Annotated in this window: 11 protein-coding genes; 4 read left to right on the forward strand and 7 right to left on the reverse strand. The window is 77.5% G+C overall.

Annotation, left to right across the window (positions count from 1 at the left end):
- Positions 1-6: 6 nt before the first annotated feature.
- Both ACI79Z_RS07005 and ACI79Z_RS07010 read left to right on the forward strand, forming a co-directional pair.
- Entirely contained in the window at positions 7-456 is a 450-nt protein-coding gene (locus ACI79Z_RS07005) for a flavodoxin family protein (protein WP_387993123.1), read from the forward strand.
- A gap of 16 nt (positions 457-472) precedes the next feature.
- Positions 473-1,849: an FAD-dependent oxidoreductase gene (locus ACI79Z_RS07010; RefSeq protein WP_456902158.1), complete on the forward strand. Its 1,377-nt coding sequence runs from the start codon at positions 473-475 to the stop codon at positions 1,847-1,849.
- Between the two features lie 4 nt (positions 1,850-1,853).
- Here the strand turns inward: ACI79Z_RS07010 and ACI79Z_RS07015 are convergent, their stop codons facing one another.
- Positions 1,854-2,996, reverse strand: coding sequence for a MalY/PatB family protein (locus tag ACI79Z_RS07015; RefSeq protein ID WP_387993117.1), 1,143 nt, complete (start codon positions 2,994-2,996; stop codon positions 1,854-1,856).
- Between the two features lie 57 nt (positions 2,997-3,053).
- Between ACI79Z_RS07015 and ACI79Z_RS07020 the strand changes: the two genes are divergently transcribed.
- Positions 3,054-3,953: a diacylglycerol/lipid kinase family protein gene (locus tag ACI79Z_RS07020; protein ID WP_387993114.1), complete on the forward strand. Its 900-nt coding sequence runs from the start codon at positions 3,054-3,056 to the stop codon at positions 3,951-3,953.
- Positions 3,954-3,957: 4 nt separating this feature from the next.
- Here the strand turns inward: ACI79Z_RS07020 and ACI79Z_RS07025 are convergent, their stop codons facing one another.
- The 6 genes from ACI79Z_RS07025 to ACI79Z_RS07050 form a co-directional block, all read right to left on the reverse strand.
- On the reverse strand, positions 3,958-4,974 hold the full coding sequence (locus tag ACI79Z_RS07025; RefSeq protein ID WP_456902159.1) for an LLM class flavin-dependent oxidoreductase: 1,017 nt from the start codon (positions 4,972-4,974) through the stop codon (positions 3,958-3,960).
- A 100-nt stretch (positions 4,975-5,074) separates the two neighbouring features.
- Positions 5,075-6,787, reverse strand: coding sequence for a GAF domain-containing SpoIIE family protein phosphatase (locus ACI79Z_RS07030; RefSeq protein ID WP_387993108.1), 1,713 nt, complete (start codon positions 6,785-6,787; stop codon positions 5,075-5,077).
- A 28-nt stretch (positions 6,788-6,815) separates the two neighbouring features.
- Complete coding sequence (locus ACI79Z_RS07035; protein ID WP_456902160.1) at positions 6,816-7,403, reverse strand: peroxidase-related enzyme; 588 nt, start codon at positions 7,401-7,403, stop codon at positions 6,816-6,818.
- 112 nt (positions 7,404-7,515) lie between these two features.
- A complete protein-coding gene (locus ACI79Z_RS07040) occupies positions 7,516-9,114 on the reverse strand; it encodes a GGDEF domain-containing protein (RefSeq protein ID WP_456902161.1) in 1,599 nt (532 codons plus the stop codon).
- A 200-nt stretch (positions 9,115-9,314) separates the two neighbouring features.
- Positions 9,315-10,202: an acyl-CoA thioesterase gene (locus ACI79Z_RS07045; protein WP_456902162.1), complete on the reverse strand. Its 888-nt coding sequence runs from the start codon at positions 10,200-10,202 to the stop codon at positions 9,315-9,317.
- Between the two features lie 63 nt (positions 10,203-10,265).
- Complete coding sequence (locus ACI79Z_RS07050) at positions 10,266-11,810, reverse strand: ATP-dependent DNA ligase (RefSeq protein ID WP_456902163.1); 1,545 nt, start codon at positions 11,808-11,810, stop codon at positions 10,266-10,268.
- A 92-nt stretch (positions 11,811-11,902) separates the two neighbouring features.
- Here ACI79Z_RS07050 and ACI79Z_RS07055 point away from each other — a divergent pair, with 92 nt between their 5' ends.
- Positions 11,903-12,289 (forward strand): DUF6394 family protein, encoded by a 387-nt coding sequence (locus ACI79Z_RS07055; RefSeq protein WP_387993095.1) that lies wholly within the window; start codon positions 11,903-11,905, stop codon positions 12,287-12,289.
- Positions 12,290-12,299: the final 10 nt, after the last annotated feature.

Below are 12,299 nucleotides of genomic sequence, written 5' to 3' on the forward strand. Positions count from 1 at the left end.
GGCGGCATGCCGCGGCTGCTCGTCGTCCACCACACGCCCTCGCCCAACCTGCAGACGGTGCTCGAGGCGGCCCGCGAGGGCGTGGCGATGGTCGAGGAGACCGAGCTGGTCGAGCGGCCGGCGCTGTCGGCCGGGCCCGCGGACCTGCTCGCCGCCGACGGCGTCCTGCTCGGCACCCCGGCCAACATCGGCTACATGAGCGGGGCGCTCAAGCACTTCTTCGACACCGTCTACTACCCGTGCCTGGACGCCACCGTCGGCCTGCCCTTCGGCGTCTGGGTGCACGGCGGCGACGACACCGCCGGCGCGCTCAGGGCGATCGGCACGATCACCGGCGCGCTCCGGTGGAAGCAGGTCGCGGCACCCCTGTCGCTCACCGGCGCCCCCACGAAGGACGACCTCGAGGCGGTCCGCGAACTCGCCGCCACCGTCGCGGTGAGCCTGGAGGGCCGCTGAGTCCTAGCCTGCCGGGGTGAGCACCCGTCGTCTCGTCGTCATCGGAGGGGACGCCGCCGGCGGCAGCGCGGCGTCCCAGGCCCGGAAGCGGCAGCCCGACCTCGAGGTCGTGATGTTCGAGCGCGGCCGCGCGACCTCCTACTCCGCCTGCGGCATCCCGTACTGGATCTCCGGCACCGTCGACAGCGAGGCCCGGCTGGTCGCCCGCACGCCCGAGCAGCACCGGGCGGCCGGCATCGACGTCCGCATGCGCACGGAGGTCGTCGGCATCGACACCGACAAGGGCGTCGTCCACTGGCGCGACCTCGACGCCGGCACCGAGGGCACCGAGCCCTACGACGACCTCGTCTACGCCACCGGCAGCGTGCCGATGCGCCCGCCGGTCGAGGGCATCGACGCCGAGGGCGTCTACGGCGTCCAGGTCCTCGACGACGGCGTCGCGCTGCGCGCCGAGCTCGACAGCGGCCGCGTGCGGAAGGTGGTCGTCGTCGGCGGCGGCTACATCGGCCTGGAGATCGCCGAGGCGTGCCGGATGCGCGGGCTCGAGGTCACCGTCGTCGACAAGTCGGCCACCCCGGTGGGCACCTTCGACCCCGACGTCGGCCGGTTCATCGCCGACGGCATCCGCAGCGAGGGAGTCGAGCTGGTCCTGTGCGACGGCGTCGCGGGCATCGACGTCGACCGCGGCGGGCGGGCGCGCGCGGTGGTCACCGAGAGCGGCCGCGAGCTGCCCGCCGACCTCGTCGTCCTCGGCCTCGGGGTGCGGCCGAACGTGCGGCTGGCGAAGGAGGCGGGCATCCCGCTCGGCACCTCCGGCGGCGTCGCCGTCGACCAGCGGATGCGGACCCAGGTGCCCGGCGTGTGGGCGGCCGGCGACTGCGTGGAGTCGGTGCACCGGCTGTCGAAACAGCGGGTCGTCGTCGCGCTCGGCACGCACGCCAACAAGCAGGGCCGGGTGGCCGGGATCAACGTCGGCGGCGGCTACGCCACCTTCCCCGGCGTCATCGGGACGGCGATCACCAAGATCTGCACGGTGGAGGCCGCGCGCACCGGGCTGTCGGAGAGGGAGGCCGAGGACGCCGGCTACTCCTTCGTCACCGCCGCCGTCGACTCCACCACCACCGCCGGCTACATGCCCAACGCGTCCCCGATCCGGGTCAAGATGATCGCCGAGCGGCGCAGCGGCCGGCTGCTCGGCGCCCAGGTGGTCGGCGAGGAGGGCGCGGCCAAGCGGGTCGACGCGCTGGCCATCTGCATCTGGAACGAGATGACCGTCGACGAGGTCCTGTCGCTGGACCTGTCCTACGCGCCGCCGTTCGCGCCGGTGTGGGACCCGGTGCTCATCGCCGCCCGCAAGGCGTTCGAGGCCGTGGAGGCCGACACCCGCAGCTGACCGGTCAGCGCAGCACGCCCGCCATCCGCTCGACGATCGCGGTGAGCACCGGCTCGGGCGTGGCCAGGTTCAGCCGCACCGCGCCGCGGCCGGCCTCGCCGCAGCGGGCGCCGTCGACCACCGCCACCCCGGCCCGCTCGAGCAGCAGGTCGCCCGGGGCGTCGGCCGGGAGGCCCTCCAGCCAGGCCAGGTAGGTGCCCTCCGGCGGGCGGTACCGGACCCCGGGCAGGTGCGAGGCGACCAGGTCGGCGAGCAGCCGGCGGTGCCGGTCGAGGACGGCGATCGTCTCCTCCAGCCAGCCGACGCCGTCCCGGTAGGCGGCGGTGTTGGCGACCGCGCCGAGCGTCGAGCAGCCGTGCTCCACCCCGTGCCCGACCCGCGCCCACAGCTCGGCGTCGGCGTCGTTCGAGAGCAGCAGCTGCGCGCACTTGAGGCCGGCGAGATCCCACGCCTTGGACGCGCTGGTGGCGGTGAGGGTGTGCGCGGCGGTGGTGTCCGACAGCGACGCGTAGGGCACGTGCCGGGAGCCGGGGAAGACCAGCGGCGCGTGCACCTCGTCGGAGAACACCCGGCCGCCGTGCCGGTCGACCACCTCGGCGACGGCGAGCATCTCCGCGGGCTCGAGCACCCGGCCGATCGGGTTGTGCGGGTTGCACAGCACCAGTAGGTGCCCGCCGGCGCGGAAGGCGGCGTCGAGCGCGTCGAGGTCGTAGACGAACCGGTCGCCGTCGCGGGCCATCGGCACCTCGAGCACCTCCCGGCCCAGCGCCGGCGGCACCTCCAGGAAGGGCATGTAGGCCGGGGTGGGCAGGACCACCGGCGAGCCGGGCCGGGACAGGTGGGTGATGGCCGCGGACAGCCCGGCCAGGACGTCGGCCATCGGCCGGACCCGCTCCGGCGGCACCTCCCAGCCGTGCCGGTCGCGCAGGAAGCCGGCGGTCGCCCGCGCCACGTCGTCGGCGAGCCAGTCGGGCAGGTAGCCGAACAGGCCGCGGGCGACGGCGTCCTGCAGCGCGGCGGTCACCGCGGGCGCGGTGCCCAGGTCGGACTCGGCCACCCAGGCGCCGAGCGCGTCGGGGTAGCGGGTCCACTTCAGGCTGCCGCGCGAGCGCAGGCCCGCGACCACGGCGTCGGCGTCACTCGTCACGGTGCCGATCCTGCCCGCTGGCGGCCGGGGCGCGCGCGGGCTGGGAGGGTGCTCCCCGTGCGGCTGCTGCTGGTGGTGAACGGATCGGCCGGGAGCGCCGACGCGCTGGACCCGGCGCTGGAGGTGCTGCGCGCCGGCGCCGACGTGGAGGTCGCGGCGACCGCGGACGCGGGCGACCTCGACCGGGTGCTCGCCGGGCGGGACGGGCGCCGGCTGGTCGTCGCCGGCGGCGACGGCTCGGTGCACGCGGTCGTCGCCGCGCTGGACCGCGCCGGCGCCCTCGATCCCGCCGACCCGCTCGGCGTCGTGCCACTCGGCACCGGCAACGACCTGGCCGGCGCGCTCGGGCTGCCCGACGACCCGGCCGCCGCCGCCCACTGCGTCCTCGACGGCGCCCCGCGCCCGCTGGACCTGCTGCGCGACGACGCCGGGGGCGTGGTCGTCAACGCGGTGCACGCCGGGATCGGCGTCCGCGCCGCGGACGAGGCCGCAGGGCTCAAGGACCGGTTCGGCGCGCTCGCCTACCCCGTCGGCGCGGCCGTGGCCGGGATCGCCGGCGCGGACCACCGGCTGCGGGTGACCGTCGACGGCGCCGTCGTCACCGCGCCCGCCGGCTGGGCGGCCGACGGGGGGACGCCGCTGCTCGTGGTCGGCGTGTGCAACGGGCCCACCATCGGCGGCGGGACGGCGCTCGCGCCGGGCGCCGACCCCGGCGACGGCCTGGCCGACGTCGTGGTCAGCGCGGCCACCGGTCCCGCCGCGCGGGCCGCGTTCGCCGTCGCGCTGCTCGCCGGGCGGCACCCCGCCCGCGACGACGTCGTCCTCGTCCGCGGGCGGGAGGTCACCGTGAGCGGCGGGCCGGCCGGGCTGGACGCCGACGGCGACCTGCTGCCGCCGGTGGGCGCGCGCACCTGGCGGGTGGTCCCGGCCGCGTGGTCGGTGTCCGTGCCGCGCTGACCGCTCAGGCCGCCGGGGACCAGCCGAGCAGCGGGCCGAGGCGCTCGGCGGTGTCGGTGAGGATCTGCTCGTAGTCGGCCTCGGCGAAGCTGAACGGCAGCGCGAACACCACCTCGGTGACCTCGCGGAAGCCGGCGTGCGCGTACAGGGCCTCGGCGATCTGCTCCGAGGTGCCGAGCAGGTCGCGGGCGAACAGCAGCCTCCCCGGGCCCTGGGGGACCCCCACCCGCGGGCTGCGGGCCTCGACGTAGGCGGCGTACCGCTCCCGCTGCTCGGCCGTGGCACCGTCGGTCGGGATGACGACCAGCCCCTGCGACACCCGCCCGGTGGGGTTCGCCTCGCGGAAGGCACGCACCTGGTCCGCCTGGATCTGCGCGAAGTCGGTGGAGCCGCCCTCGGCGCGGACCACGCTGCTGGTCAGGAAGTGCACGCCCGCCTGCCCGGCCCACTGCGCCGAGCGGGTGCTCGCCCCGCCGTACCAGAGCCGGTCGCGCAGGCCGGGGGAGTGCGGCTGCACCCGGTCCGACCACTCCTCGACGACGCCCTCGCGGCCCGCGAACGACGCCGCGGGCTCCCCGGCGACCAGCCGCAGCAGCCGCTCCACCCGGGTGTAGGAGAAGTCCTCGACGTCGGCGGTGTCGGGGTAGAGCGCGGCCCTGACGTCGTCCCAGTGCATCGGCGGGCCGACGCTGACCCCGGGGTTGAGCCGGCCGCCGGAGAGGACGTCGACGGTGGCGAGGTCCTCGGCCAGCCGCAGCGGGTTCTCCCAGCCGAGCGGGGTGACCGCGGTGCCGAGCTCGATCCGCGACGTCCGCTGCGTGGCCGCGGCGAGGACGGCGACCGGCGAGGAGATGCCGTACTGCAGGTGCCGGTGGCGCAGCCAGGCACTGTCGAAGCCCAGCCGCTCGCCGAGCTCGACCGTCCGCAGCGTCGTCTCGTGACCCGCGGCCGGGTCGGCGGGGTCGAACAGGCCGATGGTGAGGAAGCCGAGCCGTGCGAGGGGGGTACCGGGGGCGGGCACGGCGTCGATCCTGCCCGCCCCGGTCGGGCCGGTCCGGCGCGGGCCCGCCGGCGTTCCGGTCACCCGGCGGCGTGGCGGGGTCGCGGACGCCCGTCCGCGGTCACCGCACGCGGACGGCGAGCAGCGCGACGTCGTCGTCGGTGGAGCCCCGGACGCCCTCCAGCAGCCGGTCGAGCAGGTCGTCCAGCGAGCCGGCGCCGTCCGCCGCGACGGCGGCGGTGAGCTGGGCGATGCCGTCGTCGAGGTCGGTGCGGCGGCGCTCGACCAGGCCGTCGGTGTAGAGCAGCACCGTGCTGCCCGGCTCCAGGGCGATGCGGTGGGTGCCCCGCGCCCGGGTGGCGTCCAGGCCCACGAGCAGGTCGGGGGGAGAGGCGAGCACCTCGACGCGGCCGTCGGCGTGCCGCAGCAGCGGCGGCGGGTGCCCGGCGTTGCTCCAGGACAGCACCCGGCCGCCGTCGTCGCCGAGGTCGACCCGGCTGACCAGCGCGGTGGCCAGGGCGCCGGTGCGCAGGCCGGCGACGGCGGCGTCGAGCCGGTCCAGCGCCCGGGCCGGCGGCTCGCCGCCCTCGAAGGCGAAGCCGCGCAGCATCGCCCGCAGCTGGCCCATGGTGGCCGCGGCGGCGACGTCGTGGCCGTTGACGTCGCCGATGACCAGCACCGTGGCGCCGTCGGAGTCGTCGAAGGCGTCCCACCAGTCCCCGCCGACCTGCGCGCCGGCGCTGCTGGGCAGGTAGCGGGCGGCCAGCTCCAGCCCGTCCGGGGCGGGCAGCTCGCCGAGCAGCGCGCGCTGCAGCGTGGTGGCCACCGACTCCTGCCGGGCGAGCAGCACCGCGCGGCCGACGGCCTGGGCGGTGTACTGGGCGAGGGCGAGGACCAGGCCCTGCTCGACCGGGCCGAACGCGTGCGGCTCGTCCCAGGCCAGGCTCAGCGTGCCGGGCAGCGCGCCGGCGACCGGCAGCGGCAGGTGCGCCGACGCCCCGGCCGGCCGCGGGGGCCGCGCGTGCGGGAAGCGTTCGGCGGTGGTGGCGGGGTCGGGGAGGAACACCGCGCGCCCGGTGGCCAGCGCGACCGCCGGCGGGACCTCGGCGCCCAGCGCGACGGAGGCGGAGTCGTCCTCGGGGGAGCCGTCCGCGGAGCCGGGCACCGGCCGCAGCCGGCGGGTCGCGGGGTCGACGAGCGCCAGGCAGGTCCGCGAGGTGCCCAGCGCCTCGGCGGCGGCGCCGGTCACGGCCGCGGCGACGTCGTCGAGGGTGACCGCGTCGGCCAGCGTCTCGGCGAACCGCAGCAGCAGCCGGGTCTGCTCGCTGATCCGCTCCGCGGCGCGCCGGGCGGTCTCGGCGTCGCGGGTCAGCGCGCGCAGCCGCAGCTCGGAGGCGGCCAGCCCCGCGACCTGGGTGAGCACCGCGACGTCGGTGCCGGTCCAGTCGCGGGGGCGGGAGTCGATGGCGCAGACCGCGCCCACGACGTCGCCGTCCGGGCCGACCAGCGGCACCCCGCAGTAGGCGACCACCCCGAGGTCGTCGATCGCCCGGTTGCCGGCCAGGACCTCCACCTCGCGGGCGTCGCGGACCACCAGCGGCTGTGCGGTGACCCGCACGTACTGGCAGAACGAGTGGCTCAGCGGGGTGCTGCGGCGGGCCTGCCACTCGGGCGGGAGGCCGACCGCGCCGGGGAACACCTGGCGGTCGGGCTCCACGAGGGTCACCAGCGCGGTGGGGACGTCGAGCAGCGTGCGGACCAGGACGACCAGCCGGTCGAAGTCGGCGTCGGCGATGCCCGACGGGTCGTCGGTCCCGCTGTCCGCGCTGGTCACGGGCCCACGGTAGTCGGCCCGCGCGCGGTCACCGGGGGAGCCGGCCCATGAGGTGGAACTCGGGGTTGGGCGGGATCGCGGCGAAGTGCGCGAGCCGGTTGGACAGCGCGAAGAAGGCGGTGATCGCGCCCACGTCCCAGACGTCGTCCTCGGTCAGGCCGTGCGCGCGCAGCCGGTCGAGGTCGGCGGCGGTGACGGCGGCGGGGTCGGTGGCCAGCCGGACGGCGACGTCGAGGACGGCGCGCACCCGGTCGTCGAGCGGGGCCTTGCGCCAGTCGACGGCGACCAGGTCGGCCAGGTACGGGTCGCGGGTGCGGATGCGCGCGATCGCGCCGTGCGCCACCACGCAGTACGCGCAGTCGTTGGCCGCGCTGGTGGCGACCACGACCAGCTCGCGCTCGCCGGTCGACAGGCCCGGGGTGTCCTTGTCCATCAGCGCGTCGTGCATGGCGAGGAACGCCCGCTCCTCGGCCGGCCGCCAGGCCAGCGCCGCGAAGACGTTGGGCAGGAACCCCGACTTCTCCGCCACCTCCGCGTGGCGCCCGGCCAGGTCCGGCGGCAGGTCGGCGGGGTCGGCGACGGGGAAGCGGCTGATCGGCGTCGGGTCGGTCGTCACCCCGTCAGCGTGCCCCGCGGCCGGTCCGGCGTCGACCGTGTGCGCCGGCGCCGCGTCCGTCACGCCGGAGTGCGGCGTGGGGCGCGCACCGTCCCGCGGATCCGCCCGGGCGTCAGTCGCCGACGACGACGCGGTCGCGGCCCTCGCGCTTGGCGCGGTAGAGGCGGGCGTCGGCGCGGCCGAGCAGCTGCGCGGGCGTCCGGTCGGGCACCTCGCTGGTGCTGGCGGCGCCGACGCTCACGGTCACCGGCAGGTCCCCGGTGAGCGGGCCCCACGCGTGGGCGGCCACGGCGCTGCGGACGTCCTCCAGGTACCGGGCCGCGGCCGCGGCGTCGGCGCCGGCGAGGACGACGAGGAACTCCTCGCCGCCCAGGCGGGCGACCAGCGAGGCGGTGCCCGGGGCCGGGAGGTCCTGCACGATGCCCGCGACGGTGCGCAGCACCTCGTCGCCGACGGCGTGCGAGCAGGTGTCGTTGACCCGCTTGAAGTGGTCCAGGTCCAGCAGCGCCACCCACACCAGCGCGCCGTCGGCCAGCATCCGCGGCAGCTCGTCGTCGACGTGCCGGCGGTTGTGCAGGCCGGTGAGCGGGTCGCGCAGGGACAGCTCGCGCCAGCGGCGGCTCTGCCGGCGGGCCTCGGTGGTCTCGTACATGGCCTGCAGCGCGCGGGCGCGGGACTCGCGCTGGGCGGACTGCTGCTCCATCAGCTCGGCGCAGTAGCGCTTGTGCTCCTCGAAGGCGGCGCGGTGGTCGCCGGCGGCCGCGTGCAGCTCGGCCTGCTCGGCCCGGGCGCGCACCCGGATGGAGGTCAGCCCGTGCTGCCGGCAGCGGCGCACGCACTCGTCGAGGGTGCGCTGGGCGGCGTCGACGGCGCCGCGGCGGCGCTGCACCTCGGCGAGGGTGAGGAGGTAGTCGGCCCCGGCGTCGCCGTCGTGGGAGCTGTCGAGCACCTCCGGCGCCAGGCCCGGCAGCAGCGCCTCCTCGGCCTCGTCCAGCCGGTCCAGGCCCATGAGGGCGCGGGCGACGGTGTCCAGGCGGCCGACGTCGAGCGGGACGCCGTGCGCGGCGGCCAGCTCCTGCAGCCGGCTGCTGAACCGCAGCGCGTCGGCGAACCGGCCGGCGAGGGTGTCGGTGTAGGCGCGGTTGTTGAGGATGCGCAGCTGGCGGTCGACGTCGCCGAGGTCCTCGGCCAGCCGGAGGACGCTGGCGTAGCGCTCGGGCGCGGCGGGGTCGCGGGACAGGCCCAGGACGTCGGCCAGCCGGACCAGGTGGTCGATGCGCAGGGCCGGGAGCGCGTCGTCGTCGAGCAGGTCGACGCCCTGCACGGCGTGCTCGAGCGCGCCGGCGAGGTCGCCGAGCTCCTGGAACACCGCGGTGAGGACGAAGGAGCTGCGGGCGAGCAGGTGCCGGGACCGGGCCTCGGTGGCCCAGCGGTGCACCTCCTGCGCGATCCGCCCGCCCTCGGCCACCGAGCCGCGCCGCCGCAGCAGGTCGGCGGCCACCAGCCGCGCCCGCTGCTCGAGGTCGGGGCGGCCGAGCTCGCGGGCGGTCCCCGCGGCGGCGCCGGCGCGCTCCGCGGCGGCCTCGGAGTCGAAGCGGGCGAGGGTCTCCAGCTCGTCGAGCGTCGTGAGCAGGACCGCGAGCGGGTCCGGCGGCCGCGGGGAGCCCCCGGGCACGGCGCCGGCGTCCGGACGGACGGCGAGACTGGTCACGACTCCCCATCGGCAGCGGGGCCCCGCCGCGACAGGGCGGACACGGGATCCCCACCCGGTCGGGTGAGCGCGGGGGCGCTCGCCGGGCAGCCGGCCATCGGCACCTCCGCGGGGCGTGCGAACCGCTGTGCCACCCATCACAGCAGATGCCACCCCGGGACGGGGGGACGCGCGCCCGGGCGCCTGCCGCTGGGGGCCGCTCAGGCCCGGCGGCGGCGGAGCACGCCCTCCTGGACGACGGTGAGCACCAGCCGCCCCTCGCGGTCGAACACCCGCCCGGAGCAGAGCGCCCGGCCGCCCGCGGACCAGGCGCTCTCCTGCTCGAAGCACAGCCAGGTGTCGGCGCGGGCCGGGCCGTGGAACCAGACGGCGTGGTCGAGGCTCGCCGTCACGAGGCCGGGGTCGCCGATGACCGCCGCGTGCGGGGCGACCGCGACGGCGAGCAGCAGCATGTCGGTGGCGTAGGCGAGCGCGCAGGCGTGCAGCCGCGGGTCGTCCGGGAGCGCCTCGCGGGAGCGGAACCAGAAGCGCTGCCGCGGCGGCGCGGGCTCGCCCCGGCCGGCGGCGATCCGGGGCGGCCCGCCGTCGAACCGGAAGTCGAACGGGTGCCGCGCGTCCAGCCAGGTCAGCCAGGCGAGGACGGAGGCGGGGGCGCCGGCCGCCGCGTCGGCCGGCGCGGCCAGGGACTCCGGCGGCGGGGCGTCCAGGGTGGGCACCTGGTGCTCGGGGCCGGTCTCGGGCCGGGCGAAGGACGCCGTCAGCACCAGGACCGTCTCCCCGTGCTGGACGGCGGCGACCTCCCGGGTGGTGTAGCTGCCGCCGTCGCGCACCCGGGTGACCTGCAGGTCGGTGGGCGCGGCCGGGTCGCCGGCGCGGACGAAGTAGGCGTGCAGCGAGTGCACCGCCCGGTCGTCCGGGACGGTCGCCGTGGCCGCGAGCAGCGCCTGGGCGACCACCGCGCCGCCGAACGCCCGGTCGGCCGGCACGCCGCGCGCCGCGCCGCGGAACCGGCCGGGTGCGGCCTCCGCGACGTCGAGCAGGGCGACCAGCCCACCGGGGACCGGACCCCCGCCGACCGGCTGTGCCACGCCCGCCCCCGTTCCGCCCGCCCGACCGACCGCGAGCAGTGAACCACCCGGGCGGGAGCGGGCTCAGCCGCCGGCGAGCAGGGCGCGCACCGCGTCGAGGTCGTCGGCCTGGCCCGGGGTCTTGTCCGGCCGGTAGCGGAGCACCCGGGCGAAGCGCAGCGCCAGCCCGCCGGGGTAGCGCGGGCTGCGCTGGGCGCCGTCGAGCGCGACCTCGACGACGAGCTCGGGCCGCAGCTCCACGCCCCACGGGTGCTCGGCGCGGGCGAGCGCGGGGAAGGTGCGGGTCTGCCAGTCCAGCAGCTCGTCGGTCATGCCCTTGAACGTCTTGCCGACCATCACCGGCTCGCCGCCGTCGGGGTCGCGGGCGCCGAGCCAGATGTTGGACAGCGTGCCGGTGCGCCGGCCGTACCCCCACTCGGCGGCGAGGACGACGAGGTCGAGGGTGTGCACCGGCTTGACCTTCTGCCACGCGCGGCCGCGCCGGCCGGCGGCGTACGGGGCGTCCAGCGCCTTGACCACCACGCCCTCGTGCCCGGCGGACAGCGCGTCGTCGAGCACCGCGGCCGCCTGCTCCGGCGTCGGCCGGCGGACCCCGGGCATGCGCAGCGGGGCGTGCGCGTCGTCGGCGAGCAGGCCGGCCAGCGCGTCGAGGCGGACGTCGAGCGGCTCGTCGAGCAGGTCGCGGCCGTCGAGGTGCAGCACGTCGAACAGGAACGGGCTCAGCAGCACGGCCGCGTCCTCGGAGGTGTCGACGCCGTCGCTGCCGAAGCGGCTCATCGTGTCCTGGAAGGCGCGCGGGCGGCCGTCGTCGTCGAGGGCGAGGGTCTCGCCGTCGAGGACGGCGGTGCGGCAGGGCAGCGCGCGGACCCGCTCGACCAGCTCCGGCACGCCGCCGGTGACCTCGCGCAGCGTGCGGGTCCACACCCGGACGTCGTCGCCGTCGCGGTGCACCTGGATGCGGGCGCCGTCGAGCTTGTGCTCCACGGTGACCGCGGGGCCGAGGTCGGCGAGCGCGGCGTCGAGGGAGGAGCCGGGGCTGGCCAGCATCGGCCGCACCGGGCGGCCCACCCGCAGCCCGACCGCGGCGAGGGCGTCCTCCCCGCCGCCGAGGGCGAGGACGGCGGTCTCGTCGAGCCGGCCGGCCAGCATCATCGCCCGCCGGACCGCCGGTGCCGGGACGCCGGCCGCGGCGGCGATCGCGTCCAGCACCACGCCCTCCAGCGCGCCCTGCCGCAGCTCGCCGCCCAGCAGCCGGACGAGGAGGTGCTGCTCGTCGGCGGTGGCGGCGGTGAGCAGCTCGGTCAGCAGCGCCTCGCGGCGGGCGGCCGAGCCGCTGCCGGCCGTGCCGGCCAGCGCGGTGAGCGCGCGGTCGACCGCCGCGACGGTCAGCGACGGCGCGGCCGCGGCCGGCGGGGCGGTCCGCGCCAGCGTGCGCCAGCCGACGCCGACCCGGCCCTGCGGCAGCTCGCCGGCCAGCCACGCGGCCACCGGCCCGGCCTCGTCCGGCCCGGCCGCGCGCAGCGCCCCGGCGATGGCCTGCGCCTTGGCGGTGCGCGAGCGGGTGGCGGCCACGGCCGCGGAGGCGGCGACGACGTCGGCGAGCAGCACGCGGCGATGGTGACAGTGCGGTACGACTCCGGGAGGTGCGCGTGCCGTGATCCCGTTAGCGTCGTCCGCGCGCCGAGAGGAGGTGCTCCCGCGTGAACCTCGAGAAGGTCGTCTTCGGGTTCTTCGTGCTGCTCGCCGCCACGCTCAACTTCGGGTTCTTCCTGGGCGACATCGACGACCCGGCGGTGCACAACGTCTACGAGCTGTTCGCCGCGCTCGTGGTCAGCCTCGTCGCCACGGTGCTCAAGTTCGGCGACCGCACCCAGATCGGCGCGGTGCACCTGGCCACCAGCCTGGTCGCCGACCTGCAGCTGGTCGCGGCGACGATCACCTGGGCCTGGGCGGTGCACGTCTCCGCCGAGGGGCTGACCGACGTGACGACGGCGAGCATGGTGTCGCTGTCGGGCGGGGCGCTGCTGGCCAACGTGGTCTCGGTGGTGCTGCTCGTCGTCGAGACCGTGTCCTTCCAGCGGCACTGAGGCGGGCCGC

The organism is Geodermatophilus sp. SYSU D00663, from assembly GCF_054050655.1.

What these genes read in the sequence shown, in the direction of transcription:
- ACI79Z_RS07005 (WP_387993123.1), top strand. Translation starts at nt 7, where the DNA reads ATGCCGCGGCTGCTCGTCGTCCACCACACGCCCTCGCCCAACCTGCAG.